The 26,796-nt window shown below is 47.3% G+C and carries 21 protein-coding genes; 7 read left to right on the forward strand and 14 right to left on the reverse strand.

Annotation, left to right across the window (positions count from 1 at the left end; all coding sequences use genetic code 11):
* Nucleotides 1-48 precede the first annotated feature (48 nt).
* The 5 genes from KH703_RS05045 to KH703_RS05065 are packed head-to-tail and all read right to left on the reverse strand — an operon-like array spanning nucleotide 49 to nucleotide 4,295.
* Nucleotides 49-1,170, reverse strand: coding sequence for a CCA tRNA nucleotidyltransferase (locus KH703_RS05045; RefSeq protein ID WP_304294663.1), 1,122 nt, complete (start codon nucleotides 1,168-1,170; stop codon nucleotides 49-51).
* On the reverse strand, nucleotides 1,130-2,488 hold the full coding sequence (locus tag KH703_RS05050; protein WP_304294665.1) for a hypothetical protein: 1,359 nt from the start codon (nucleotides 2,486-2,488) through the stop codon (nucleotides 1,130-1,132). Before KH703_RS05050 ends, KH703_RS05045 begins: the two co-directional genes overlap by 41 nt.
* A complete protein-coding gene (locus KH703_RS05055) occupies nucleotides 2,481-2,723 on the reverse strand; it encodes a hypothetical protein (protein ID WP_304294667.1) in 243 nt (80 codons plus the stop codon). Before KH703_RS05055 ends, KH703_RS05050 begins: the two co-directional genes overlap by 8 nt.
* 9 nt (nucleotides 2,724-2,732) lie before the next feature.
* Nucleotides 2,733-3,803, reverse strand: a complete 1,071-nt coding sequence (gene leuB, locus KH703_RS05060; protein WP_304294668.1) for a 3-isopropylmalate dehydrogenase — start codon at nucleotides 3,801-3,803, stop codon at nucleotides 2,733-2,735.
* A gap of 9 nt (nucleotides 3,804-3,812) precedes the next feature.
* Nucleotides 3,813-4,295 carry a 3-isopropylmalate dehydratase small subunit gene (locus KH703_RS05065; protein WP_297880232.1) on the reverse strand — a complete coding sequence of 161 codons (483 nt, stop codon included), beginning with the start codon at nucleotides 4,293-4,295 and terminating at the stop codon, nucleotides 3,813-3,815.
* A gap of 406 nt (nucleotides 4,296-4,701) precedes the next feature.
* Between KH703_RS05065 and rpoD the strand changes: the two genes are divergently transcribed.
* Both rpoD and KH703_RS05075 read left to right on the forward strand, forming a co-directional pair.
* Nucleotides 4,702-6,582, forward strand: a complete 1,881-nt coding sequence (gene rpoD, locus KH703_RS05070; protein ID WP_304294671.1) for an RNA polymerase sigma factor RpoD — start codon at nucleotides 4,702-4,704, stop codon at nucleotides 6,580-6,582.
* A 201-nt stretch (nucleotides 6,583-6,783) separates the two neighbouring features.
* Entirely contained in the window at nucleotides 6,784-7,353 is a 570-nt protein-coding gene (locus KH703_RS05075; RefSeq protein WP_297962780.1) for a DJ-1/PfpI family protein, read from the forward strand.
* Nucleotides 7,354-8,148: 795 nt separating this feature from the next.
* Here the strand turns inward: KH703_RS05075 and KH703_RS05080 are convergent.
* From KH703_RS05080 to KH703_RS05105, 6 genes are all read right to left on the reverse strand, one after another.
* On the reverse strand, nucleotides 8,149-9,597 hold the full coding sequence (locus KH703_RS05080) for a DKNYY domain-containing protein (RefSeq protein ID WP_304294675.1): 1,449 nt from the start codon (nucleotides 9,595-9,597) through the stop codon (nucleotides 8,149-8,151).
* Between the two features lie 169 nt (nucleotides 9,598-9,766).
* Nucleotides 9,767-11,008 (reverse strand): uracil-xanthine permease family protein, encoded by a 1,242-nt coding sequence (locus KH703_RS05085; RefSeq protein ID WP_304294677.1) that lies wholly within the window; start codon nucleotides 11,006-11,008, stop codon nucleotides 9,767-9,769.
* Nucleotides 11,009-11,748: 740 nt separating this feature from the next.
* Entirely contained in the window at nucleotides 11,749-12,642 is an 894-nt protein-coding gene (locus tag KH703_RS05090; RefSeq protein WP_304294730.1) for an NAD(P)H-dependent glycerol-3-phosphate dehydrogenase, read from the reverse strand.
* 994 nt (nucleotides 12,643-13,636) lie between these two features.
* On the reverse strand, nucleotides 13,637-15,058 hold the full coding sequence (gene gatB, locus KH703_RS05095) for an Asp-tRNA(Asn)/Glu-tRNA(Gln) amidotransferase subunit GatB (protein WP_304294679.1): 1,422 nt from the start codon (nucleotides 15,056-15,058) through the stop codon (nucleotides 13,637-13,639).
* A gap of 113 nt (nucleotides 15,059-15,171) precedes the next feature.
* Complete coding sequence (locus KH703_RS05100; RefSeq protein WP_304294680.1) at nucleotides 15,172-15,396, reverse strand: hypothetical protein; 225 nt, start codon at nucleotides 15,394-15,396, stop codon at nucleotides 15,172-15,174.
* A complete protein-coding gene (locus KH703_RS05105; protein ID WP_291937725.1) occupies nucleotides 15,386-16,066 on the reverse strand; it encodes a F0F1 ATP synthase subunit A in 681 nt (226 codons plus the stop codon). The genes KH703_RS05100 and KH703_RS05105 overlap by 11 nt, the downstream gene beginning before the upstream one ends.
* A 543-nt stretch (nucleotides 16,067-16,609) precedes the next feature.
* Between KH703_RS05105 and KH703_RS05110 the strand changes: the two genes are divergently transcribed.
* The 3 genes from KH703_RS05110 to dnaK are packed head-to-tail and all read left to right on the forward strand — an operon-like array spanning nucleotide 16,610 to nucleotide 19,901.
* Nucleotides 16,610-17,398: an HrcA family transcriptional regulator gene (locus KH703_RS05110; RefSeq protein ID WP_304294683.1), complete on the forward strand. Its 789-nt coding sequence runs from the start codon at nucleotides 16,610-16,612 to the stop codon at nucleotides 17,396-17,398.
* Nucleotides 17,395-17,970: a nucleotide exchange factor GrpE gene (locus tag KH703_RS05115; RefSeq protein ID WP_304294685.1), complete on the forward strand. Its 576-nt coding sequence runs from the start codon at nucleotides 17,395-17,397 to the stop codon at nucleotides 17,968-17,970. Before KH703_RS05110 ends, KH703_RS05115 begins: the two co-directional genes overlap by 4 nt.
* A gap of 44 nt (nucleotides 17,971-18,014) precedes the next feature.
* On the forward strand, nucleotides 18,015-19,901 hold the full coding sequence (dnaK, locus tag KH703_RS05120; protein ID WP_304294687.1) for a molecular chaperone DnaK: 1,887 nt from the start codon (nucleotides 18,015-18,017) through the stop codon (nucleotides 19,899-19,901).
* A gap of 527 nt (nucleotides 19,902-20,428) precedes the next feature.
* Here the strand turns inward: dnaK and tupA are convergent.
* Complete coding sequence (gene tupA, locus KH703_RS05125) at nucleotides 20,429-21,247, reverse strand: tungstate ABC transporter substrate-binding protein TupA (RefSeq protein WP_291937738.1); 819 nt, start codon at nucleotides 21,245-21,247, stop codon at nucleotides 20,429-20,431.
* An 83-nt stretch (nucleotides 21,248-21,330) separates the two neighbouring features.
* On the opposite strand from tupA, the gene tupB reads away from it, so the two are divergent.
* Both tupB and tupC read left to right on the forward strand, forming a co-directional pair.
* Nucleotides 21,331-22,023: a tungstate ABC transporter permease TupB gene (gene tupB, locus KH703_RS05130; RefSeq protein WP_297989751.1), complete on the forward strand. Its 693-nt coding sequence runs from the start codon at nucleotides 21,331-21,333 to the stop codon at nucleotides 22,021-22,023.
* Nucleotides 22,020-23,234 (forward strand): tungstate ABC transporter ATP-binding protein TupC, encoded by a 1,215-nt coding sequence (gene tupC / locus KH703_RS05135; RefSeq protein WP_304294691.1) that lies wholly within the window; start codon nucleotides 22,020-22,022, stop codon nucleotides 23,232-23,234. The genes tupB and tupC overlap by 4 nt, the downstream gene beginning before the upstream one ends.
* Before the next feature lie 494 nt (nucleotides 23,235-23,728).
* On the opposite strand, the gene KH703_RS05140 is transcribed toward tupC, so the two are convergent.
* Nucleotides 23,729-25,054, reverse strand: a complete 1,326-nt coding sequence (locus KH703_RS05140) for an aminotransferase class V-fold PLP-dependent enzyme (RefSeq protein ID WP_304294693.1) — start codon at nucleotides 25,052-25,054, stop codon at nucleotides 23,729-23,731.
* Nucleotides 25,055-25,218: 164 nt separating this feature from the next.
* Nucleotides 25,219-26,673: an ankyrin repeat domain-containing protein gene (locus KH703_RS05145; RefSeq protein ID WP_304294695.1), complete on the reverse strand. Its 1,455-nt coding sequence runs from the start codon at nucleotides 26,671-26,673 to the stop codon at nucleotides 25,219-25,221.
* Nucleotides 26,674-26,796 lie beyond the last annotated feature (123 nt).

Consider the following 26,796-nt stretch of genomic DNA (forward strand, 5'->3'; position numbering starts at 1 on the left):
AAACTAGCTCCTAAATAAAACGGCGATTTTACAAAAATCTCTCTAAATTTACGCTTTTAAAGCCGTTACAAACGCCCTAATCTCCGCTTCTTGTAGCCTCTCAATCTCCTTGCCGATCGCAGCGCCGCGCAGGTTGCGAGCGACATCCGCGGCGCAAACCAAGCTTTTAAATTTCTTATCCCAAATCCCAAGCCGCTTTGCCGCTTGCACCCTACCTTTACAATATAGCCCGAGCCACTGCTTAAGCGGCATTTTTAGAGCGATTTTGCATAGCCGCTCGTCGCTTACCCGCTTAAAAAACGGCTCGCTAAGTAGCCTTTTATAAAGAGAATTTAGCCCTAAATTCTTTAAAATTTTATCTTTATCTAATCCTAAAAAATTCAAAAACGCATATAAAAAAAACATTTCATTTCTCACGAAAGATTCGCCGTGCTCTATGAATTTTATCAGTCGCTCGTGCGTACGCGTATCAATCCGCAATCCAAAAACCCGCTCATAAAGCCCCAGCTCTTGCATTAGCATCATCCCGTATCGGTGCGCAGGTGCACGGAAAAATTTAATCAGCTCTGCTTTAACGCGCTCGCAACTAAGATCGCTAACGTCGATACTACGCATGAGCTCTAAGGTGTGATGCTCGGTGCGAAGCTCAAATCTTGCGGCAAACTGTACCGCGCGATACACGCGCAAGCTATCCTCCACGAAAGTGCGTGGATCAACCACTCGCAAAATACGCGCGTGCAGATCCGCAAGCCCGCCGTAAAAATCGAGAACTTTACCGCTTATAGCGTTTATCATCATCGCATTGATTGTAAAATCGCGTCGCCTGCTAGCCTCACGTTCGTCCGTAGCCAAAGCGACACTGAAGCCCTTGTGTCCGATGCCCGTCTTGCTCTCGGTGCGCGGCAGCGAGATGTCAAAGCTTTTATATTTATAAACGAAGTAGCTTTTGCCAACGCCCTGCGCGCCGAAGTCCTGCATAATTTGCTCGAAGCGGTGCGGACCCACATCGTAAAGCTCCACATCCACATCAGCGCTAGCCCGCCCCAAAAAATGATCGCGCACGCAGCCGCCTACCAGATATATGCGTGAGCTAAATTTTTTAAGATAATCTAAAAGTGCGATAAAATCGTCATTTTGATAGATTTTCAAGTCGGTTTTCGATACTTGCAAGCAAAAATTCCATAAATTTTAAATTTAGCTCCACGCGCGCGTTCAAATCGCCCTTCTCAAAAGCGTTCAGCCCCTCAAAAAGCACTAAAATTCGCTCTTTTATCGCGCTCAAAAACTCCGCCTCGCTTGAAATTTTAAAATCTGCATTTGCGAGATATTTTGATTTATCGCCCGCTTGTCTCGCAGCCCCGAGATGTCGCGCTGCTTCAGGCTGGCGCAGGGCGGAATTTTGAGCACCATAAGAGGCAAGGCTTCCAGCTTGCATATCCTGTGCAGCAGAATTGCGAAGCTGCGGCGTGGCGAGCTCATCGTCTCGCGCCTCAGGCGTAGTAAAATTCTGCGGCTGCGAAACGAAATTTTGCTGGCGCGCGGCAGCATTGCGGATCTCTAGCGCGGCGGAATTTTGAGCTTGAAGCGACGAAAAATCCTGCTTTTTAGAATGCGCTGTACTGAAATAATCATCAGCTTCGCTTTCTTTGAAATCAGAGCCAGGCCCAAAATCGTCATTGCTTAGCTCCTTAAAATGCGCGCCCAAAATACGAGGCGTCAAATCTTGCTCGCTTTGAGAGTCGTCATCCGTAGAATTTAGCGCTAATTCAAAATCTTTACTTTCGGCAGAGCTTTGCGCTATGTTTGCGTCCTGGCTTTGCGGCGAAACAAACCCATTCATATCGCTGCCTAAACTATCGTAAATTTCGCCTGCGATGCCCGATAAATCACGAAATCTTTCGTCAAATTTCGCGGCGGAGCTTTTTAAAATTTCATCGTTTGCAAAGGTTGAATTTGTGGAATTTTTGCCGCTTGTGGAAGTGGAATTTATAAAATTTTCTCCATTTAAAGAAACAGAGGCCACGGAATTTTGACCGCCTGCAAGATCAAAATTTTTAAAATTCTCCTCGCTGGAAAAAGTAAAATTTTCATCTTTTACGGCAGATTTTTTTAAAGTAGCGTCCGCTGCAAATTCCACGCTGCTAGGCGCAGAGCTCTTACTCTGTATGGAATTTGAACGATCTAGGGCGGAATTTAAAGCGTCCGATGAAACAAAGCGCGAAGTGAAATTTTTGGTATCTAAGGAAGTGAAATTTTGCGCGTTTGGTGAAGCGATATCTGGTGCAGATGCGGAATTTAAGGCATCAGGCGCAATGGGATCTGGCGCAAAAGAAGTGGGGCTTAAAGCATACTGCGAAGCCTGCGCTTCTGCTTCAGCGCTGTTTGCATTCACAGCCCTCTCTTGCTGCGCCACCAAATCTTGCGCGCGCCTTTGCGCTTTCATCTCATCTACTGCTTCGATGATATCTTCCAGTTCATTTTCATACATCAATTAGCCACCTCTTAAATTCTGCTTGTTTACGTGTATCGACGCTAAAAAAGCGCTCCAGCATCGCCATATTGACGCCCGAGCTTACCCGATGATTTAAATTTAGCCGCGCAAAAAGCACTGCCGCATCGCCATCTTGCGGATTATCGCGTAAAATACCGCGGCAAATCCGCATCGCGCCGTAGATATCGCCTTTTTTCTCAAGCTCCATAGCGTATGCTAGTGCGCCATTCAAAGCTGGCTCCTAAGCCTTAGCCGCGTAATCTGCGATGATCGAGCCGATCTCTGCGGTCGAGCAAATTTCTTTGGCGTCGTACTGCGCAATGTCCTTGGTGCGGTATCCGTCGCGAAGCACGGTGCGCACGGCGCTTTCAATCGCGGCTGCGGCCTCATTTTCGCCGAATGCGTATTTCAGCATCATCGCAGCGCTTAAGATCGTAGCGATCGGATTTGCGATACCCTGCCCCGCGATGTCGGGCGCGCTGCCGTGGATCGGCTCATAGATGCCTACCTTGCCGCCGATACTCGCACTCGGAAGCAATCCGATCGAGCCGCAGATCATGCTCGCCTCATCGCTTAAAATATCGCCGAACAAATTCTCCGTTAAAATCACGTCAAACTGCGCGGGCGCCCGCACGAGCTGCATCGCGGCATTATCTACGTACATAAACTCTAAATTTATCCCCTCGTAATTTTTGGCTAGCTCGCTTACGACCTCGCGCCACAGTTGGCTTGTTTCAAGCACGTTGGCCTTATCCACGAGCGTTATCTTTTTGTTTCGCAAAAGCGCGGCCTCAAAGGCAACTTTTGCGACGCGCTCGATCTCGGCGGCGTTGTAGCACATCGTATTTAGCGCATCCTTTTCGTTTTTAACGCGCGGCTGCCCGAAATAAATCCCGCCTGTAAGCTCGCGCACCACCATTATATCGACGCCTTTGATGATCTCCGGTTTCAGCGTCGAAGCGTTTATCAGCTCATCAAAAATCATCGCAGGGCGCAGGTTTGCAAACGCTCCAAGCTCTTTGCGGATTTTAAGCAGTCCGCTTTCAGGTCGCAGTTCGCGCGGCAAGCCGTCCCATTTCGCGCCGCCGATCGCGCCGAAAAGTACCGCGTCGCTTGATTTAGCGGCATTTAGCGTCTCATCCGGAAGCGGAACGCCCATAATGTCAATCGCCGCGCCGCCCATCAAGCGATAGTCAAAATTCAGCTCAAAATTAAATTTATGGCTTACGGCATCGAGCACTTTGATCGCTTCTTCGATGATCTCGGGGCCGATTCCGTCGCCTTTTATCACGCATACGTCGTATTTTTTCATCCAAATTCCTTACAAGTTTATCTTTGTTTTTGCGTAATTTATCGCTCCGCCCGCATCGAGAAGCTTTTGCATAAACTCGGGGATCGCGCCGAATTTATACTGCGTCTTTTGAGTTAAATTTTTAATTACGCCGCCCTTTAGATCGATGCTAAGCTCGTCGCCCTGCGCGATCTTATCCGTCTCGTCGCATTCGAGGATCAAAAAGCCGGTGTTGAAGCTGTTTCGATAAAAAATCCTAGCGAAGTTTTTTGCGATCACGCATGAAATTCCAGCAGCTTTAAGCGCCATCGGAGCGTGCTCGCGCGAGCTGCCGCAGCCAAAATTTTTCCCCGCTACGATGATATCGCCGCGAGCGATTTTGGACGAAAAATCCTTGTCCGCATCCTCCATGATGTGCGTCGCAAGCACCGCCGCATCGGAAGTGTTTAAGTAGCGCGCCGCGATAATAATGTCGGTGTCGATATCATCGCCGAATTTCCATACTTTTGCCATATTTCCGCCTTAAATTTTAAAATAGATGCGCGATTTTACCGACAAATTTATTAAAATCCGCTCAATCGCTCCGATATGAGGGCGAAATTCCTCGCTTGAAATTTAGGGCTAAATTTAAACGCAAGAGCGCAGAGATAGGGAGTGCGGAGGCGCTAAATTTTAAAGCGGCAACGTAAGGGAGGCGGAATTTCGGCGTGCTAATTTTTGTCTTGGGAACGCGGAATTTTAGAAAGCAATCTTAAATTTAGCTAAAAATATAACCTAAATTTTAAAATTTGGCCTAATTTCTAGAATTTGAAAAATCATTAAATTTAGATAGTTTGCGCCGTATATAAGCAAAAATAAAGAGCGTTTCGGTATAATCCGATTTTCCAAAACCAAATACACAACGACACAAGGAGATTTTATGGCGAGCCCAAAAGACGCCTTAACGCCCATCGAGCAATTTTTCGACGACAATCAAAAAAGCTACATCACCTACGAAAGACTGATAAAATTTTTCGACAAAGCCCCCACCGCGACGGCCGTTAAGAAGGTCGAAGCGCTTACGAAAAAATTTGACGTCGAGCTGATCTCCGCCGCAGAAATCTCCAAAATCAAAAATTTAGAGGATGCAAAACTCAAAGAAGCCACGCAAAAAAAACTGCTGGACGAGGGCTGGGACGAGGAGTTTGACCTATCTAGCGACGTTGAGCTTTTGGAGTGGAGCCGTTCGGACAGCCCGGTGCGGATGTATCTGCGCGAAATGGGACAGATCCCGCTGTTAACCAAAGAAGAGGAGATCGAAATCAGTAAAAAAATCGAGCTCGGCGAGGACATCATCATCGACGCGTTTTGCTCGGTGCCGTACTTAATAGACTTCATTTTAGACTATAAAGAGCCGCTTATCAACCGCGAACGCCGCGTCAAGGAGCTTTTCAAGAGCTTTGACGACAGCGACGAAGAGGGTGAAGAGGAGGACGAAGAGGAGCTGCCGGAGGATGATTACGACGACGATGAGGATGAGGAGAGCGCGGACGAGGCGAAGCAAAGGCGATCTAGAAAGAATGATAAGCGCGCTCTAAAGGTCATCGAAAGCTTCAAGGCTCTCGAAAAAGCCAAAAAGGACTGGATGAAATTTGCCGAGAAAAACGCCGAGGCGATTAAGCAGAGCAAGGGAATTTTATCAAAGCTAAACTTGGCGTTTAAAAAGAAAATTTTAAAAGAAAAGCTCATGGATCTGGGGCCAACCAGCAAGCTCATCACCGAGATCGTAAAATCGATGGAGACCGCGCTAAAAAGCGACGAAGGCTTCGAAAAAGAGCTCAAGCGCCTGGAATACAAGCTGCCGATGTTTAGCGCCGAACTGCGCGAAAATCACAAAAAAATCCTAAAAGATATCACGAAGCTTAGCAAAGACGACATCATCGCGCGCGTGCCGGAAGCTACGATGGTATCGACCTACGTCGATATTAAAAAGCTCTTTTTGACAAAAGAGGCGAGCAAAAAAAGCTTCAACCTCGAGCCTGAGCGGCTGAAAGAAATTTTAGAGCAGATCAAGCGCGGCAAGCGCATTAGCGACAATGCAAAGGCGCGTATGGCGAAGTCCAACCTGCGCCTGGTCGTCTCCATCGCCAAGCGCTACACCAACCGCGGACTGCCGTTTTTAGACCTCATCCAGGAGGGCAATATCGGGCTTATGAAGGCGGTGGATAAATTTGAATACAAGCGCGGCTATAAATTTTCGACCTATGCGACGTGGTGGATCCGCCAGGCGATCAGCCGCGCCATCGCCGACCAAGCCCGCACGATCCGTATCCCGATCCATATGATCGAGACGATAAATCGAATTAATAAAATCACGCGCAAATATATGCAAGAAGGCGGCAAGGAGCCCGATATCAACGTCATCGCGCAAGAGGTAGGCCTTAGCGTCGATAAGGTAAAGCAGGTCATCAAAATCACAAAGGAGCCGATCAGTCTAGAAGCGCCGATCGGAAACGAGGATGACGGCAAATTCGGCGATTTCGTCGAGGATAAAAGCTCGGTTTCGCCGATCGAGCAAATTTTAAAATCCGATCTCAAAGAGCAGATCGACGATATCTTAGAACAGCTCAATGACCGCGAGCGCACAGTGATCCGCATGCGATTTGGACTGCTTGACGACGAGAGTGACCGCACGCTCGAAGAGATCGGCAAAGAGCTCAATATCACTCGCGAGCGCGTCCGCCAGATCGAAAGTTCGGCGATCAAAAAGCTAAAACACCCAAAAATCGGCCGCAAACTAAAAACCTATATCGAGAGCTAGAACAAAACGCAGATATAGCGATCTAGCGACACGCCGAGGTGGCGGGGCTTTTTAAAGCGATGTTATCGCGCGTACCTGAAAAATCATAGAATTCCGTTCTAAATCCAAAGCGGAATTCTAAAAAATTTTATAAATTCTACGATTTTGCTTAGTTTGATATGCGAACCGAACTGAGTAGTGTAGGTTATTCAAGGAGACTTTATGAAAACTTTAGTAATCGTTATTTTAGACGGCTTTGCCGACTGGGAGGCTTCGCTACTGGCTCCCGCACTACGATATTTCACGGACTATAGCATCCTTTATGCCTCAACCGATAAAAACGAGAAAGTATCGTTCGGAGCTTTACGCGCAAAACCTGATTTAACAATAGATGAAATTTCGCCAGATGCCGCGGCAATCGTGTTAATCGGCGCTAGAAATTCATGGCGCGAACTGCCTAGCGAAAACGCCTCAAAAATTGCTAATTTAATAGAGGAATTTAAACAACAAGGCAAGGTGGTAGGCGGTATTTGCGACGGGGCGTATTTCTTAGCGGCGGCAGGAGCGCTAAATGACTGCCATCACACCGCAAATAGTCTAGCAGACATCGTTAATTTGCCAAAATACAAAAATAAGCATGCCTTTATACAAACAAGTCGCGAAGCCGTAGTAGACGGTAAAATGATCACCGCAAACGGAAACGCATTTATTGATTTTACTATTCAAATGCTGCGCGCCTTAGGAGATATAGACGAAGCAATAATTGCCCAGTGCGAACAAATGTGGCGATAAGTAGGCAGTGCGCGTTTAGCAAATAAAATTTTGCCGAAGCAACACTCGAGCATATAAGCACAAATGAGATACAAAAAATACTGAAAATGAAATCTTGCCGAAGCGGTACGACATTGATGCTCGCTAGGTCTAACACAATACCTTAGTTTGCGTGCTTCCGTGCAAATACAGCATGGAATTTTACGCTCGTTTTGCCACTAAAATTATATACGGCGCGAGCCTAAGCCAACAGACGCTATGAAATTTAAAACAAAGTGCGCCGCCAAAGCGGTACTTCAGCACGCGCCCATCGTCGTAAGCAAAAACGACGTCTTTCCCGTCTCGCCTTTAATTTAATGGAGCTCACCATGCCTCAATAACCCTCACACGGCGAAATTAAATAGGTCTCAAAAAGCAAAAGCCACAAAGCTTGCTTTGTACATCTTATTTGCCACTTTATACCGAGTCCTGTTATCTCCCGCCGCCTCATTATTGCGCGCCGACATACAATGCAATACCTGTAGCTTTTATGGCCCGTTTATCACATCCCACCGCCATGATGCCTTGCCCATAATGGAACGCTTCAAAAATATGGTAGAGCCGTCTCTCTTTACTTACAATTGCTGTACTCGCAATCGCAGCACCCATAAATTTGCCGCATTGCCGCGCCGGCAACCACAATATTATCTTAAATTTACTGCTCTGCCGCGCCGTCCCGCTCTTAAAATTTACCTTCTGTAGCCAAGGGTGTGCTGGATAACACGACGTCGGTATTTTTGTCTTGCTCTAAATTTACCTTCCGTAGCGCCGCTAAATTTAACCGCGTCGCAAGCTGCGCTTTCTAAGGTAGCTATAAATCCAAGCTCCGAGCAATAAAACCGCCGCGAGGCAATACATATAAAAGGCCGCGTCGTTTTCATACTCCACGTCCTGCGCGGTAAAGACCTGCTGCGATATTTCAGGGTTTCGCGCCGCCTCGTCTGCTATCTGCGCCATCACCTCCTCGTCATGTACCTCAAGCGTGATCTTTCGCAGCTCTATGAAATTTGTCCGCTTATCCAGATGCCTGCCGCTGCGACCCGTGACGTAGACGCTATGCGAGTAGAAATTTAGATAGTAAAATCCCGCATCGTCTTTAAAAAGCTTCTCCGAGATCTGCCGCACGGCGCCTTTAAACGGATTGTCGCCCGCCCTTTTTAGCGCGCTTAGCCGGCTGGCGTCTGCGCCAAATTTATAATAAACGTACCAAAACGTGTCCTTGAGCCAGCCCTCAATGCCGCTGCCGCGCGGGCGATTTAAAATTTTATCCTTACTTAGATAAAATATACCGTTTTTGCTCGCAAACAGTATGTATTCCTGATGCCCGCTCTGAAAATTTAGCGGCGTATAGGGCTCGTTTGCGGCCTCAAATCTCTCGCCGTCCATAAACACCGCGCCCGCGGCGGGATCATAAAGAAACTCTATGCCGGCGTTTGGCTCCACAAGATACATCTGCTCGCTAGGCGTGAAATTTAGCCTCTCGCCGCCCTTATAAACGCTGCGTCCGTCGCTTAGCCAATTATCGACCTGGCGAAAGTGCGCGGGCGAATCGGGACCGTCTTCGTGTATGATTTTTAGCCTTATCTGTTTTAGGTTTTTTGCATCCGCACCCGCTAAAATTTTACCCTCGTAAAAGACCCGCTCGCCGTCCGTGGCGACGTAAGGACTCTCGGTCAGCGGCGAGATAGGCGCGCTAGTATCAAGTCTAGCGTATGGATAGTTATATTCCTGCGGCCATTTGGAGAGCCCGAACGCATGGAAAAATACCTTGTAAATGTAGCTTATCGCGCCGCCCGTGCGCTGCGTGACGTCCGAGCAGAAGTAGCTCACGCGTCCGTCGCTGTAGTAGCGAGAGCCGATCTTTTGCGTGCGCGCGGGATCCAACCCCGACATCTTGCGAGCGCCGCAAAACACGCTACTAGCGTCCATACCGACGTTTGTATAGGAGTATCTGCCGGTATCAAGCGCGCGAAAGCTCGCCGCGTCCGCGCCGCCCTCCAGCTCGTAAGGAGCGAGGTTCCAAGAGCGTAGATAAATTTTGCCGCCGATGTTGTAATAATCACTGCTACCGATCTTTTGTGCGCCTGCGGGCAGTTCGCGCGAGCTATCATACACCGATAGCTCATAGATAAAAACGAGCGAGACGAAGAGCGGCACGAAAAGTACCGCAAAAAGGAGCCTTAGTGCCTTTTTATCAAATTTGCTTAAATTATTCGCCTTTTTCATAAGGCAATTATATATCTTGCTAGTTTAAAACGTTAGAAATTTAAAAGCGTTTGCGGGGGAAATTTTAAAATTTAGAGTGCGGAAAGCTGCGGGTAAATTTGACGGCGAAATTTTAGCTCAAATTTACCCGCAACCGCGCGAAACAACTCAAGCTCCGCGCAAATTTAAATTAGTACCCGTCAAAATGCTTGGTCTTTGGCAGCACCAAATTTAGCGTGATACCGATGAGCGCGCCAAGTCCCACGCCGCTAAAGCTCATAGCGCCAAAGTCCAGCACCATGCCGCCTATCGCGCAGACGAAGATGAGCGCGACGATGATCATATTGCGCGGCTCGGCTAGATCCACGCCGTTTTTGATAAGCGTCTCCATGCCTACGCTAGCGATGATACCGAAAAGTAGCAGCATAATGCCGCCGATGACGGGAGCGGGGATCGTGGAGAGCGCGGCGCCGAGCTTGCCCACGAAGGCTAGCAAGATCGCCGCAAGCGCGGCAAAGGTCATGATGGCGGGATTGTAGGCCTTGGTGATACTGACCGCGCCCGTGACCTCGGAGTAGGTGGTGTTTGGCGGGCCGCCGAAGCAGCCAGCTAGCGACGTCGCGAGTCCGTCGCCTAGAAGCGTGCTTTTGAGCCCCGGATTTTTTAGGAAATTTTCCTTCGTGACGTTGCTGATGGCAAGCATATCGCCGATATGCTCGATCGCGGGCGCGATAGCGATAGGCACCATGTAGATCACGGCTTCGAGCTTAAAAACCGGCGCGGTAAAGCTTGGCAGCGCAAACCACGGCGCATTTAGAATCGGCGTAAAATCCACTATCCCGACAAACAGCGACGCGCAGTATCCCGCCGCGATGCCGCAAAGTATCGGCACTAGGCGCAGCATACCGCGACCAAACATCATAATGACGATAACCGCCGAGAGCGAGATGAGCGCGATGGTAAGCGACTGAGCCTGCGTATAAAGCGCCTCTTTGCCCTTGCCCATGACCATATTTACGGCCGCTGGCGAGAGGATGAGGCCGATCGTCATGATGACGGGACCGACGACTACGGGCGGTAAAATTTTATGCAAAAAGCCCTCGCCTTTGAGCCTAATAAGCAGGCTCAGAACCACGTAAAAAAGTCCCGCCGCGATCACTCCGCTCATAGTCGCGGCGATACCCCACTCCTTCACGCCAAAGCTAAGCGGCGCGATGAACGCAAAGCTAGACGCGAGAAAGATCGGCGGGACGTTTTTGCGCGTGATTAGCTGAAACAGCAGCGTGCCGATACCCGCCGTAAACAGCGCCACGGACGTATCAAGCCCCGTTAATATCGGCACCAGCACGAGCGCGCCGAACGCGACGAATAGAAACTGCACGCCGACGAGAGCGTCGCGTAGCCTGAGATTGTAGCCTTCGTATTTTTCCATCTTCTCCTCTTTTATCTTTGCGGCTTGCCTCGCGAGCGTCTTTAACGGAGCTAGTAAAAATTTAGCTTGATAGGTTATATGCCTTATCTTCGCTAAATTTTTACGTCGCAACCCTTAAATCCATCTCGCGATCCTTCGCCTTGGCTCCTGTATTAAAATTTATAATACACCGACATTCTGTAAATTTAACTCGCCGCAGTCGCAGACGAACAAGTCCGCTCCTTTGCAAGCACTAAAAATTTATCGAAACTACACATCATCTGTCTTGAATATTTTCAAAATTTATGCCTTTCCACCTCATTTTACCGCGAATTCCATCCAAAGCCCACGATTGCGCTCCTCCTTTATTCGGCTCATTTCCACTTCGTCTAAAGAAAAAATACTACGCCTTAATTTTTAAATCTGACACATCAAAAATTTTGACCTACCCGGTCACAGACAAGCAATATGCTCCACTCTCCACTGCCGACCATCGGCGGCTACAAGCAGAACGAAGCAGTAGCGCTTCTAAACTACCTACGATCCATCTTAAATGTTTTAAAATTTTACGACCTCGCTTTGAAATTTTGCGCTCAAGCTTAAAGCAAAATTTTAAATCAAAGCCGCGTAAACAGATCCAAACAAACAACGACCAAAATCCGCAAACCGGCAACTAAATTCCGCAAGCATAGCGGATAAATCAAAACCTATGTAAGCCGAATCCGCCACTAAAATTTAGCGAGTAAATTCCATCGTACGGCTTATTTTTTGCGCAGCAGGTCCTTTAGGCTCGCCCTTACGTCCTTGCCACGCAGAATTTGCGCGACCTCGGTAGCAATCGGAGCGTAGATCTTGTGCTTTGTCGCGATATTTACGACCGCTTCGGTTGTAGCCACGCCCTCGGCGACCTCGCCCAACTCGCGCAGAATTTCTTCGAGCCCTTTGCCACGCGCAAGCCCTAATCCCACGCGGTAGTTTCGCGATAGCACGCTCGAGGCGGTTAAAAACAAATCGCCCACGCCACTTAAGCCCAAAAAGGTCTCGTCGCGCGCGCCGAAAAACTTGCCGAAGCGCGCGATCTCTACGATGCCGCGAGCGATCAAGCTCGCTCTAGCGTTATTGCCGAGCTCGAGCCCATCGCAAACGCCGCTAGCGATGGCGATGACATTTTTATACGCGCCGCACACCTCTGCGCCGATGATATCGCCACTCGTATAGGTCTTGATGTAGGCAGGGAAGGCGCTTGCAAAAAGTTCGGCTAGATTTTCGTTACACGAGCTTACGACGAGCGCACAAGGCAGCTTCTGCATGACTTCGGTGGCAAACGACGGACCCGATAGATAAGCAAGATTGCCGCGTGCGACGTGAGATTCAAAAATTTCGTTTAAAAACCTGCCGCTAGCCGCGTCGATGCCCTTGGAAGCGACTAGAATTTTTTGATTTTTGTAGGTGAAATTTTGATCCAGCCACTGCGCGGTTTGTTGTGCCGCGAGCGCGAAAACGAGCGCTTCGCACTCTAGTGCTTCGCTCACGCTTACAAAATGCGGAATTTGCCTTGGCGTGCGCGAAGTGATGACGCATTCGTTTTTCGCGCTAAGCGCGTCAAAAAGCGCGCTACCCCATTTGCCAGCGCCTATAACCGCGATTTTCATTATGTTCCTTTTTAAAAATTTATTCGCAAATTTGCGGTTTTTCAAATTTCATTCTCTTGAAATTCCTGCTCTTTGAAAATTTAGCCCAAAAGCGCCGACATGAGCCTGTGCAAACGCTAGCCGAAGCCACGCTTTAAAATTCGCTTTTTGAAATTTCATCTCGTCAAAATTTCGCTTCGTTAAAATTTTGCGCTTTTGAAATTTACTCAGCCAAAACTTCGCTTTTTTTAAAATTTACCTCGCTAAAATTTCATACTTTTAAGGTTTTGTTCTTCCGTAAAAAAACACTTTCACAAAAGGCGCGGCAGCGAACGAATGAGGATTTTGAAACTCCATTATACGCTTTAAAATTTCACTCACGCATCGCCGAGGTAAATCAAATTTTTAAAAATTTTACTCAGACGCTTAAGCGCAAATCGCACTTTTAAATCCGCTTAAATCTCTCAAGGCGTGCTTTGAGCCTAGATGATCTTGCGGTCTCGCTCACCACGTTATCGTTTGGCGCAAGGTTTGAGGCACGCGTATCCGACGCGGCGATTGATTAAATTTAGCCTACACATCGACTCGCCGCTCAAATTCGACCCTGTGTATTCGACCATACCCGCCGCACCCCGAGCTTCCGTTCTCGCTCTCTCAAGCAGAGCAATCTTACGCATTCCCTGCAAGCTTCGCCACGCTTTGACGGTAGCCGTGAGTAAAATTCCTAACGGACGCGCTTCTTAAACCACTCCGTCGCAGACCGACGCTCGACACAAACGACTCGCACGAGAAAAAAACTAGCTCAAAAGAACAAAACGTGCGCGAAACAGAGCGGGTAGCCTCCGAGATCGCGCCGAATGAAATTATAACACGCAAAAGCCTTCGTCATTGGCGCGTGAAAACTTTAGCTCGAAGCAAAACGCTGCTAGCGGATTTAAAATTTTATCCCAGAGGCTTCATCTATCGCATGCATCGCGCCGCCTTTAATTCGCCGTTTGTCGCCGCGCAAGCTGTGAAATCAGCCCAGCTTCTGTTTCAGAAGCTCGTTCACCTTCGCGGGGTTAAACGCGCCCTTGCCCTCTTTCATCACTTGACCCACGAAGAAGCCGAATAGCTTGTCCTTGCCGCCGCGGTAGTCCGCAACCTTGTCCTCGTTTTCGCTCATCACGCGCGCTATGATCTCCAAAATCGCGCCGTCGTCGCTTACCTGTCTCAAGCCAAGCTTATTGATGACCGAGCTTACGGCCTCGTCGTGCTCCATTAGATAATCAAGCACCTCTTTGGCGGCCTTTTGAGACACTGCGCCGCCTTCGATCGCGCTTAAAAGCTCGCTCATCTTCGCGCTACCTACGGGCGAGTCCTCGATCGTAACGCCGTTTTTGAGCCTGCCCGCAAGCTCGACGGTAAGCCAGCTCACGCAGAGTTTTGGCTCGTGCCCCGCAGCGATGAGATCCTCGAAAAATCGCGCGTTTTCGTAGGTCGAGATTATGATCTCGGCGTCCTTCTCTTTAACGCCCAGCTCGCGGACGTAGCGTGCCTTTTTTTGATCGGGTAGCTCGGGAATCTGCTGCGCAGCGGCTAGCATCTCGTCATCCACGATCACGGTTAGCAGGTCGGGGTCCGGGAAGTAGCGGTACTCGGCGCTGTCTTCCTTGCTGCGCATCGGCTTGGTGATGAGCTTAGCGGTATCAAAAAGGCGCGTTTCTTGCACGACCTCTTGCTCATATTTGCCGTCCTGCCACGCTTCGATCTGACGCTCGATCTCAAACTCGATCGCCTTTTGGATAAATTTAAAGGAGTTTAAATTTTTAATCTCCACGCGCGTGTAGAGCTTTTGCTCGCCTTGCGGACGGATGCTGACATTTACGTCGCAGCGAAATGAGCCTTCCTGCATGTTTGCGTCGCTGATATTTAAAAAGCGCAAAATGCTATGGAGTTTTTTTAGATAGGCGACCGCCTCGTCCGCAGAGCGCATATCGGGCTCGCTTACGATCTCCAAAAGCGGCGTGCCGGCGCGGTTCAGATCGACCAGGCTGCGCGAGCTTTCGTGGTTATTTTTGCCCGCATCCTCCTCTAGGTGCGCGCGCGTAATGCCGATGCGCTTGCTCTGTCCGTCCGCGGCTATGAAAAGCTCGCCGTGCTCAACGATCGGGATCGTCCACTGCGAAATTTGATACGCCTTGGGGAGGTCGGGATAGAAGTAGTTTTTGCGGTCGAATACCGACTTGCGATTGATCGTCGCATTGACGGCGGTGCCGAAGCTGATAGCTTTTTTAACCGCTTCCTCGTTTAGCACGGGAAGAGCGCCCGGAAGCGCTAGGCAGGTCGGGCAGACGTGCGAATTCGCCTCGTCGCCGAAGCTCGTGGGGCAGGAGCAGAAAATTTTGGTTTTGGTATTTAGCTGGCAGTGTACCTCCAGGCCGATCACGGTTTCAAACATAAACTTAACCTTTTAGAATAAAAATTTCGCGTAATTTTACAATTTTTTGCTTTAATACTCGCTTGTAGCGGCGCACGGCATGGCTAAATTTTAAAATTTAATCGGATAGATTTCTACTCGCCGCCGCGAAGGAGCTTTTCTTTCAGATCGAAAACATCGACCATCAAGCAGGTGATGATAACGCAAATCACGCCCGGAGCGGTGCAGATGAAGAGGAATTTTAACCCCAAAAAATAAAATGACGGATAGGCAAAAAAGACGAATGCGCCGACGAAGATCAATCCGAACGACGCACCCACGAGGAAGTATAAGAAATTTCGCTTAAAATTAATGCTCATCGACGATCACGGCGCCCGCTAGATAGACGTAGCTTAAAACCATGAAAATAAAAGTCTGTAAAATCGCCATAAAAGTAAGCAGCGCGAACGGTACCATCGGTATTAGCGCAGGAGCGAGAGTAAGCATAACGAGCAGGAAGGTATCGTCGCCTTTGATATTTCCGAAAAGTCGGAACGAAAGCGATACGACGCGCGAAAAATGCGAGACGATCTCTATAACAAACATAAACGGAGCTAGGATTTTTACCGGCCCCATAAAGTGCTTTAGATAGTTGATCACGCCGTGCTCGCGAACGCCCTCAAAATGGTAGTACAACCAAACGCAAAGCGTAAGCGAAAGGGTTAAATTTAAACTCGCGCTCGGCGACTCAAAGCCCGGCACCAAGCCGATAACGTTACTAAAAAATATCACAAATCCCAATGTTGCGATTAGTGGAAGATATTTTTTGGCTTGCTCCTCGCTACCCATCGCGTCCTTACCGATCGTTAGCACGCCGCTTAGGTAGGCTTCGGCGATATTTTGCATGCCATGTGGTACAAGCTGAAGCGAGCGAGTGGAACAAAGCGCGACGGCTACGATGATAGCGACGACCAAAAAGAAGTAAAAAAGGTAGATAAAAGTGTGGTCGTAAGAAATTAAACCGCCGAAAAGGAAGATGTCTTTTAGCATAAAAACCCTTGATCGTTGAAATTTGAGGCGTATTTTACACTTCTATTCGTTAAAGTATATTTAAATTTGCGCCAGCGAGTAAAATTTTAAGCTTTGCGAGTTCTTGCGCCGCTTACTTGCCTAGCACTTTCGTCTAGCCTGCGCGCCATTTCGGCAAAGATTTTGCGTTTTTTTGGCATTTAACTCCATATTTACAGCGAACGACAAAATTTTAGCTGGTAAGCACGAAATTTACGGCTACACTGCCAATTCACTATTTTTGCAAAATAGAATTTAATCTAGCGTATACGACGAAGCCCTAAGCCGACTATGCTGTAAAATTTGTGTTTACAGATACGAAAAATACAATAAAATTCTACCGCAATGCCACCGCGGCGAATTCTAAGAATTCTTGGAATTCCACTCAGCTCAAAAAAATCATAGTTAAATTTTAGCAAACTCTGAACCCGATTGCTAAAATTTTATAAAATTTATATAAAAACCTTGACATCCTACCACTCAATGTTGTATAATACTGGCAATCTTACCGAAAGAGTGCTAAAAGTGAAAACGAATAAACGCGATATGATCCTGGAATCCATCATTTCCGCCTATCTCGATAGCAACACTCCGATCGGATCTTCCGAGCTGGGTGAGCGTATGGGCGTAGCGATGTCAGCGTCTAGCATTCGAATTTATTTTAAGCGCTTAAGCGAGGAAGGGGCTTTGACGCAGCTTCATGTAAGCGGTGGTAGAATCCCCACAGTTGCGACGATGCAGGATTACTGGCGCGCTAGACTTAGCTTCGACGATGAGTTAAAAATAGACGATGCTCGCGAGCTAGAAGCGGTGCTTGAGGATTTTGAAATTTACTGTATGATTTTCAACGCCGAAAACGAAGCCCTAAGCGAAGTCATCAATCACGATGATCGTTTTATAATCCTTACATTTAGAACGGATGAGATTATCTTAAAATACGATTTTAGAGTTTTTAAATTCTTATCAAATTTAATAGGAATTTCACTCGGAGATTTGGAGCTAGCTTCGATGCAGATCGGTCTGCGCGAGCTTAGCACCAAAATTAAGGAGCTAAAAAATTCTAAAATCGAATTTCTTTGTAACGAGGTCGTGGCGTATAAAATTTTCAAAGACGAGCGGTTTAAAATTTTACTTAACCCCTCGATCGCCGTAAATTTTACTAAAAATTTGATCTTCGCGCCCTACTTCGAGCACGGATTTATGGGGATCAAACGCCCCGTAAAATTCGAAGGCGAGGACGCTACGATGATCTGCGCAGGCAGCGTTTACGAGAATTACGAGAAATTTTTTAACTACGCTAAAGGAGTAGCATGAGCTATAAATTTAAAGAGCACGGCGATAAAAATGCAGCGTGCGATAGTGAAGAAAAAGAGGTTTGCGAACAGTGCGCGTCAGAGGCGAGCGAGCCGCAAGAGGCGCAGACATGCGACGATACCGACGCGCAGATACAAAAGCTTCAAAACGAGCTGAGTGAGATCACCGATAAATTTTACCGCGCCAATGCGGATTTTGAAAATCTCAAAAAACGTTTGGAAAAAGAAAAAGATAGCGCTGTTGCTTACGCTAGCGAGAGCTTTGCGAAGGATCTGCTGCCGATAATCGACGCGCTTGAGGAAGCCGCCAAAATTGATGTGGAAGGCAATGAGCTTGCAGATAAAATTGAGGTCGGCGTAAAACAATGTCTAAGCCTTTTTACAAAGACTTTTGAAAAATACGGTATCGTGCCGATAGCGACGGATGCAGGATTCGATCCTAGCGTGCATAACGCCATCTCTATGATTGAAGCCGAAGGTGCTAAAAAAGGCGATATCGTTCAAGTATATCAAAAAGGCTATATGTATAAGCAGCGCGTTTTGCGCGCCGCTATGGTAGTGGTGGCGAAATAATCGCCCAAATTTTAAAATTTTAAATTCAATACAAAGGATAACAAATGGCAAAAGTCATAGGCATTGACCTAGGAACAACAAACTCGTGCGTAAGCATATTCGAGCGCGGCGAGAGCAAGATCATACCGAATAAAGAGGGTAAAAACACCACTCCGTCGGTAGTCGCTTTCACCGACAAAGGCGAGGTTTTAGTAGGCGACAGCGCCAAGCGCCAAGCAGTCACTAACCCCGAAAAGACGATCTACTCGATCAAACGCATCATGGGTCTTATGATGAATGAAAAAAATGCGCAGGAGGCCAAAAAGCGCCTACCGTATAAGATTATCGACCGAAATGGCGCGTGCGCGGTAGAGATCGCAGGCAAGGTTTATACGCCGCAAGAAATTTCAGCCAAGGTGCTAATCAAGCTAAAAGAGGATGCTGAGGCGTTTTTGGGCGAGCCGGTTGTCGATGCGGTCATTACTGTGCCTGCGTATTTCAACGACAGCCAAAGAAAAGCTACAAAAGAAGCAGGAACAATCGCGGGCCTAAATGTGCTTCGCATCATTAACGAGCCTACCGCAGCGGCGCTTGCGTATGGGCTGGATAAAAAAGAATCTGAAAAGATCGTCGTTTACGATCTGGGCGGCGGTACATTCGACGTAACCGTGCTAGAAACCGGCGATAGCGTCGTAGAAGTTTTAGCTACCGGCGGTAATGCGTTTTTGGGCGGCGATGATTTCGATAACAAGCTGATCGACTTTTTAACCTCGGAATTTCAATCTGAAACAGGCATCGACTTGCGCGGCGATGTCATGGCTATGCAGCGCCTAAAAGAGGCTGCGGAAAACGCCAAAAAAGAGCTAAGCAGCGCGATGGAAACGACGGTAAATTTACCTTTCATCACTGCTGATGCTACAGGTCCAAAGCACCTGATGAAAACTATCACTAGAGCTAAATTTGAAAGTATGATCGATTCTTTGGTAGATGAGACCATAAGCACGCTTAAAAAGGTCGTAAGCGATGCAGGTCTTAGCATGAACGACATAAAAGAAGTCGTCATGGTGGGCGGCTCGACGCGCGTGCCACTCGTGCAAGAGGAGGTCAAAAAGGCTTTCGGCAAGGAGCTAAATAAGAGCGTAAACCCTGATGAAGTCGTAGCAATCGGCGCGGCTATCCAAGGCGCGGTCATCAAAGGCGACGTAAAAGACGTGCTGCTACTCGACGTCACTCCGCTAAGTCTCGGCATCGAAACCTTGGGTGGCGTGATGACCAAGATCATCGAGAAGGGAACTACGATACCTACGAAAAAATCTCAAACCTTCTCGACAGCAGAGGATAATCAAAGCGCAGTTACGATCAACGTCTTGCAGGGCGAGCGCGAGTTTGCGAAAGACAACAAATCGTTAGGAAATTTCAATCTTGAAGGTATCATGCCCGCTCCTCGCGGTGTACCGCAGATCGAGGTGGAATTTAACATCGATGCGAACGGAATTTTAACCGTTTCAGCAAAAGACAAGGCTACCGGCAAGGCAACCGATATCCGCATCACCGGCTCAAGCGGCTTAAGCGATGCCGAGATCGATAAGATGGTAAAGGACGCCGAGCTTCACAAAGAGGAAGACAACAAGCGCAAAGAAACCGTCGAGACCCGCAACCAAGCCGATAGCATCGCACATCAAACCGAAAAGAGCCTAAGCGAGATGGGCGAGAAGGTGCCGGGTGATCTACGCGCTAAGATCGAGGGCGCGCTAAACGATCTAAAAGCCGTGCTAAAGGATGAAAACGCAAGCAAGGAAGCGATAAACTCCAAAGTAGAAGCCCTAAGCAAGGTCGCCGAGGATCTATACAAGGCTGCCAGCGCAAATCAGGGCGCGCAAGGCGGATCGCAAAGCTCCGGCTCAAACGGCGGTAAAAAAGACGATGACGTCATTGACGCCGAAGTCGAATAACACCAACGCAAAGTGAAATTTTATAACCGCGCGCCCGGTAGTTTTGCCTGCGCTTGAAAGGCAATTTTATCAGCGCGTGACAAAGCAGGCTTTGTAACCGGGCATAAAATTTCATAGCTTCATAAGCTTGGGCGTTTTTCATACGCCCAAGCTTAACCGCAACTTCAAATTAAATTCCCAACAAACTAAAATTTTGAGTCGCACATAAATACTACTAAATTTTGCTCTGTATAAATATCGCTAGACATTAGAGCATATATCCAAATGCGATCGAGAAATTTCCCCACACCGATCTCAAATATAGCTGGAATTTTAAACCTATTTCCTACAAACGGCACTGCGATAAATTTAAACGTATGGCGAGAAAGTAAAAAATGTATCGTAAAAAGACGCAGTAAAAAACGCCCGCTAAATTTTAGAGGCAAAAGAGCTAAATTTAAAGGCGCGCAGATTGATTTATTAAAAAGCAAAAGCCCAAAGATGGCGATTCGCCTTTGGGCTTTAAATTTAGCTTTATTTAGCTAGAGCTAGTTCTTGCGAGTATTCGCATCAGGGGTGAAAAGCGGCTTATTTAGCAGCTTGAAATCGCCTACGAACTTCTGCCCCTTCTCGCTAGTGATCCATTTGATGAAGCGCTGCGCATTTTCGTAGTCGGCTTTTGGGCAGTGCTTTGGATTGACCGCGATTACGGAGTAAAAATTCTTCAGATCGTTATCGCCTTCGTTGATGATAACCATATCGGGATTGCCCTTTTTATTATCCTCGTATTTGATGTAAGTGCCGCGATCGGTGAAGGTCACGCCTTTTTGCTCGGCGGCTGCGTTGATCGTAGCGATCATACCTTGACCGGTTTGGTTATACCACGCCTCATTTTCAGGCACAGCGCCCTCAACCTTTTTCCAAATACCTTTCTCTTTGTTATCGGTGCCCGATTTATCACCGCGAGAGAAAAATTTAATCTTTTCCGCCTTGATCAGCTCAAACGAGCCCTTAAGGTCTTTGCCTTTAAATTTAGGCGCGATGGATTTATCGGCGATGAGGATAAAATCATTATACATAACGGGCGTGCGATCAACGCCGAAGCCTTTTTCTACAAATTCTTTCTCGACCTTCGGCGAATGTACGAAAAGTATGTCCGCATCGCAGTTCTCGCCAAGCTTTAGAGCAGCACCCGTGCCTACCGCCGTCCATTTGATATCGACGCCGGTTTCCGCCTTATACGCAGGATAGATCGCATCTAGCAAGCCCGTATTATCGGTGCTCGTTGTAGTTGCCATCACTAAATCGTTATCGGCGGCAAAAAGGCTCGCACTAAGAGCGAGCGAAACAAAAAATATTTTTTTCATGTTATCTCCTTTAAAAAATGTGCTATTATAGCATATAAATTTGGTTTATAAATATGCCAAAATAGAACATTTAGGACGTGATCTTGGACTTTATTTTAGAAGGAATTTTAAGCGCATTCGGACTGCTTTTTAGCGGCGATGCGGAGACCTTTTCGGCGATTAAAGCAACGCTTTATACTTCGAGTATCTCGATACTTTTTGCGATTATAACCGGCTTTCCGATAGGATTTATCCTCGGATTTTACGAATTTCGCGCTCGCAGAACGCTTAGACTTTTAAGCGACGTCGCACTTGCGATGCCCACTGTAGCGATAGGACTGATACTTTATGCTTTCATCTCCAGAAACGGTCCTTTTGGCGAGCTGGGGCTGCTTTTTACGCTCAAGGCCGTGATGCTCGGGCAGTTTGTGCTGGCGCTTCCTATCATCGTCTCGCTAAGCGCCAGCGTCATCGAAAATATGGATAAGAAGCACTATCTAAACATTATGAACTACCGCCTAAGCCCGCTAAATTTAATCCTTTGCGTGCTTTACGAGCTGCGCTACGCCCTGCTGGTCGTCATCGCCACCGCTTACGGGCGGATCGTCGCCGAGGTAGGCGTAGCGATGATGATCGGCGGCAATATCAAATATTTCACCCGCACGATCACCACGGCGATCTCGCTTGAGACCAACAAGGGCGAGTTTGCGATGGGTATAGCGCTCGCGCTAGTGCTGATTTTAATAGCGTTTGCGGTAAATTTAGCCATCCACGCGCTAAAAAGGCTAGATCGATGAATGCAGATAAGCAAACGCGTCCTAGCAAGAATTTCACGGACAAAAACCGAGCGGGCAAAGAGCGCGAAAATTTTATGAGCGAAAATTCCACAGACGTAAATTATGCAGGTGAGAATTCTACGAGCGCAAATTTTGTCGCTAAGAATTCTGCGGGTGAAAATTCTGCGAATGAAAATTTCGCGACCGAGAATTCCGCGAGTGAGAAATTTACGGATAAGAATTCCGCCGCCGTGCGATCTGTACCCAATAGCGAGCTGATCTCGGCGCGGGATCTGGTGCTGCGCTACGGACGGAGCGAAATTCTAAATATCCCCAGCCTCGATCTAAATACGAGCGGCATCACGGCGCTTTTGGGCTCTAACGGCAGCGGCAAATCCACGCTACTGCGGATTTTGGCCTTTTTGCAGCGCCCAAGTAGCGGCAGCGTGGAGCTTTGGGGGCAGCAGGCGCCCTCTTTGCAAACGCTGCGGCAGATCTGCCTGCTGCTGCCCGAGCCCGTACTTTTAAAACGCAGCGTGGAGCAAAATTTTAAATTTGCGCTCAAAAGCCGCGGCGCGCTTGCGGAATTTGACGAGCGAGTGGATGAAGCGCTCGACCTAACGGGGCTTGATAGAAGTTTTTTATCAAAGAAGCATTTCGAGCTTAGCTCGGGGCAGGCACAGCGCATCGCGTTTGCGCTCGCTCTGGCGCAGCGCGCGAAGCTCTATCTGCTCGACGAGCCGACCAACAGCCTCGATCTTGCCGCCTCTAAGCTCTTTGCGCGCGCGATTTTATTTATGCGAAGTCGTTACGGCTGCGGTTTTATCATCGCCAGCCACGATGAGAAATGGCTCAGCGCGATCGCGCAAAGAAGCGTATTTCTGCATCGCGGCAAGATATGCGAGTTTGAATACAAAAACATCTTTGATGTGCAAAACGGAGTTTTAAAATTTTCGGATGAAATTTCGCTGCGCCTTGAAGAGGGGCTCGCATGCGCCCGCAAAATCGCGATAAATCCGAGTAAAATTTTATTATCCCAAAGCCCGTTTGAGTGCTGCTTCGCGGGTATTTTACACTCGGTTTCGCTTCAGTACGGCTCCTCGCTACTCATCAAGATCAAAGCGGGCGATCTGCTACTAAAATGCGTCACGGCGCAGGATGAGCGGCGCTGGAGCGCGGGCGAGAGGATCTATTTCGGATTTGAAGACGGCGCGTTTTTAGGGCTGGAATAATTCTGCGCGAAGTGCGGATAAGCTTAATTTTGCTTTTAGAATTTTTATTCGCGCGGCACTAATAAATTTCATTTCTGCCTCAAATTTTCACTGCGAACCATCTAGCGCGGCGTACCCGGCGAAACAGAGCATAAAAATTTGCGCCTTTAAATTTTGAAATTTACAGGCATGGCTTTGCCTAGCGGCGCAGTGTGAAATTTTGAAATTCCATTGCTAAGAAATTTTAAAGCTTAGCCGCGAATGCAGCTAACAGGATTTTGAAATTCCACAATTTCTAGGCGCGGAATTTCAAATTCTAAATTTTAATTCCGCAGGGCGTGCCGTTTATTTCGCCTGCAGCGCAAAGGCGTAACGATGGTAAGAATTCCGCGGTGCAAAACCCGCGCAAAATTCCAAAGAAACGGCGCGGAATTCCGATAAATTTTAAAAACGGTGCGGGATTTTATAAAATTTCACGAGCTCAAAAAAGCGGCAAAGTTCTAACCTCACGCTGCTTAAATTTTCCCGCCGAACATCTCATACATCGCCTTTTCCTCGCCCCAAAGATCGCGGTGCTTTTTGATGCAGGATTTTATCGCGTCCACGAGATAGAGCACGTCTTGCTCGGTGTGCGTGTAGTGCAGGCTTGCCCGCACGAAGCCGGGCTTGCTCTCAGGCATGCGCCCCTCCTTGATGCCCAGCAGATCGTGAGCGTACGGCCCCGCGCACATCACGCCCGCGCGCGTCTGGATACCGTAGTCGTTGCTAAGGCTCGCGGCAAAATCATACGCCGAGATGCCGCGCACGTTAAAGGAAATTATCGGCAGCCGCGGCACGCCCTTTGGAGCGTAGTTTATGATCTCGTCAATGCCTGCTAGCTCGCGCTCAAAAAGCCGCGCAAGCTCATCCTCGGCGCTTTTTATTTGCTCGAAACCAACCTCGTTTCGCAGCGCGTAGGCTAAATTTGCCCGCATGAGCCCGATTATGGGCGGCGTACCGCCCTCCTCTAGCTGCTCGGGATTTTTCAAAAACACGTGTCCTTCACGGCTGGCGTAGGCGACCGTCCCGCCTGCGGCAAAGGTAGGCACATCACTGTTAAGTAGCTCCTTTTTGATCGCCAAAAGCCCGCAGCTTGCAGGCCCGCCGAGTAGCTTATGCGGCGAGAGGAAAATCGCGTCGAAATGGTCGCAGTCTAAATTTGCGTGCGAGCTAAGCGCCGCGCAGTCAAAGGCTACTATCCCGCCCGCGGCTCTGATTAGCTCGCTGATCTTTTTGTAGTCGCTGACGACGCCCGTGACATTTGAGGCGGCGCTAAACGAGCCGATGATGCGGCGTCCCGCATTTAGCTTCAAGATGCGCTCAAACGCGAGCAGATCGATCTCGCCAGACTCGCTAAGCGGCACGCGCAGGTAGTCGCAAAGCCCCTCGCGAAAGCTAAGCTCGTTTGAATGGTGTTCGTATGGCGAAACGAGCACGAGCGGAAGCTGCGCGGCGCGTAAATTTGCCTCGCCGATAGCGCCTCTGGTCGCAGGCGGCAGGTAGATGCCGAGCAGCTCCTGAAATTTTTTGATCGCGGCCGTCGCGCCCTGCCCGCAGGCGATGAGACAAAACCGCTCGTCAAGCCCAAGTAGCTTTTTTAGGCTCTCACGCGCGCCCTCGTAGCGCCGCTGCGTGATGATGGCGCTGGAGCTACTGTCGGAGTGGGTGTTGGCGTAGGTTTTGAGGACCTCTGCTATCTCGCGCTCTACGGGCTCGTAGGCAAGCCCCGAAGCCGCGAAATCAAAATAATGCACGCCCAGTTTTAGTATGATATTTTTTCGAATTTCGTCTAAACTTAACATTCGCGACCTTTAAAATTTAAGTGATTAAAGTGATTAATTATAGTGAAATTTGGATTAATTTAGGGCCTAGCGACTGGCAGGGAAAAATTTTAATGATAATTTAGGAAAGCTTTGCCTACTATATCGCTTAAGTTCTTATGCTATATAGTTTTACTCCTTCAAATTTATTGATTACTATCTAGTTTTTTAGCTGCTTCTTGTCTTAGAATTTCGGCATAATCTTTTATATCTATTTTCTCACCGTTATGTAGAATTTTTACTTTTGCTTCCTCTAACATTTCCTCAAAATTTAAATATTTAAAAAATGTCTCAATATCGAATGCCTCAGTACTATTTTTATCTTTTAGGCTGTTTTTTTGCAAAATCTCTTCATCGCTCAGCCCATTGCCGCAAAGAGCTTTATATCTATCTATTTTCATATTATAGAAATTTAATATTTTAATATCCGGTTCTAGCTTAGTACATTTTTTATCGTTTGGCATATAGCCGAAAAATTTTATAAAATCTTTTTCTTTCCAGTATCTATCTGTTCCCTTTTCCCTCTCTTCATTATTTTTAACTTCCCATCTCCCTCGAAGAGCCCAATCATATGATTCTAAAATCTTTTCTCCATAGCAGTAATCGTTCATATGATTTATGTAAGACTCCTTCTTCTTTATAGATCCAGCTAAACTATCCAAACAATTTCTATAAGCCGTAACAATATCATCTTGACTCGGTAGACCATCTATATTATATTTTATTAATAATTTTAATTTATCTTCGTATATAGGTTCTCTTGGCAGAGAGTTATAAATAGATTTTTTAAAGATATTTTTTTGTTTAAACGAAACGCCGTTCTCACTTAAATAATATAGAGCGCTTTTATATTCTTTTGGTCTTATACCGCTTTGCAGCATCATATCGGCAATTTCTATCAAATTACTATATATTGCATAGTTTAATGGATAAATAGGGTCTTTTGAGGATTCTCCCTTTATGCATCCAGTAAATTTTACATCTATTTTATTATTATCAACTATAATTTCTGTATCTTTGGAATACCAAGGGCATCCTATATACCCTTGTACTATATCAATCTCATTAAATTTAATTCCATTATCGAGCAATAGTTTAACAGTATTAGTAGCATTATTTTCTATCGCATAAGCCATAGCGGATAGCTTGTATTCGTCTTTTTTATGTATATCCGCACCTAGCTTTATAAGCTCTTGAGTGGTATTTGTATCATTCCAAAAGCTAGAATACATCACGGGCGTTACCCCTCCGTGCATAGTATGATTGGCGGTTAGATTATTATCTTTCATAAATTTTAAAATTTCATCAGTTTGCTTGCTTTTTAAAAGTCTTTTTAGCTCTACGTCTGTGGCGGGTTCTTTAAATACGTTTTTCGGATTTGAATTGTAATCTATATCCCAGTAGCGAAACGCAAAGCTATCGACCTCTTCTTGGGTTACGTATTTGCTAAGACCCGGCACTTTGGAGACATTAGTATCTGAAGTAACGGTGAAATGGGTTTGTTTGCGCTCCGTAAGACCTGATCTTTCGGCTAGCAGATACAGCGCGCATACGACTACCACGCAGATAGCATAAATAAACCGAAGTTTGAAGCTTTTCAAAATTTCCCCTTAGAATTTTGCTCGCGACTATACCCAATCAGTACTTAATAAAATATAAATACTATATAGGCACGATAAGCAAAGCTGAGCGAAAAATGTCGTTGGCAGGGTTTAAATAATGAA

The organism is Campylobacter gracilis (assembly GCF_018374135.1).
Taxonomy (GTDB): Bacteria; Campylobacterota; Campylobacteria; order Campylobacterales; family Campylobacteraceae; genus Campylobacter_B; species Campylobacter_B gracilis_A.

Excerpts from the sequence above, each read along its gene's own strand:
- KH703_RS05050 (WP_304294665.1), bottom strand. The coding sequence starts at position 2,488 with ATGTATGAAAATGAACTGGAAGATATCATCGAAGCAGTAGATGAGATG.
- leuB (WP_304294668.1), bottom strand. The coding sequence starts at position 3,803 with ATGAAAAAATACGACGTATGCGTGATAAAAGGCGACGGAATCGGCCCC.
- KH703_RS05065 (WP_297880232.1), bottom strand. The coding sequence starts at position 4,295 with ATGGCAAAAGTATGGAAATTCGGCGATGATATCGACACCGACATTATT.
- rpoD (WP_304294671.1), top strand. The coding sequence starts at position 4,702 with ATGGCGAGCCCAAAAGACGCCTTAACGCCCATCGAGCAATTTTTCGAC.
- KH703_RS05075 (WP_297962780.1), top strand. The coding sequence starts at position 6,784 with ATGAAAACTTTAGTAATCGTTATTTTAGACGGCTTTGCCGACTGGGAG.
- KH703_RS05080 (WP_304294675.1), bottom strand. The coding sequence starts at position 9,597 with ATGAAAAAGGCGAATAATTTAAGCAAATTTGATAAAAAGGCACTAAGG.
- KH703_RS05085 (WP_304294677.1), bottom strand. The coding sequence starts at position 11,008 with ATGGAAAAATACGAAGGCTACAATCTCAGGCTACGCGACGCTCTCGTC.
- gatB (WP_304294679.1), bottom strand. The coding sequence starts at position 15,058 with ATGTTTGAAACCGTGATCGGCCTGGAGGTACACTGCCAGCTAAATACC.
- KH703_RS05100 (WP_304294680.1), bottom strand. The coding sequence starts at position 15,396 with ATGAGCATTAATTTTAAGCGAAATTTCTTATACTTCCTCGTGGGTGCG.
- KH703_RS05105 (WP_291937725.1), bottom strand. The coding sequence starts at position 16,066 with ATGCTAAAAGACATCTTCCTTTTCGGCGGTTTAATTTCTTACGACCAC.
- KH703_RS05115 (WP_304294685.1), top strand. The coding sequence starts at position 17,395 with ATGAGCTATAAATTTAAAGAGCACGGCGATAAAAATGCAGCGTGCGAT.
- dnaK (WP_304294687.1), top strand. The coding sequence starts at position 18,015 with ATGGCAAAAGTCATAGGCATTGACCTAGGAACAACAAACTCGTGCGTA.
- tupA (WP_291937738.1), bottom strand. The coding sequence starts at position 21,247 with ATGAAAAAAATATTTTTTGTTTCGCTCGCTCTTAGTGCGAGCCTTTTT.
- tupC (WP_304294691.1), top strand. The coding sequence starts at position 22,020 with ATGAATGCAGATAAGCAAACGCGTCCTAGCAAGAATTTCACGGACAAA.
- KH703_RS05140 (WP_304294693.1), bottom strand. The coding sequence starts at position 25,054 with ATGTTAAGTTTAGACGAAATTCGAAAAAATATCATACTAAAACTGGGC.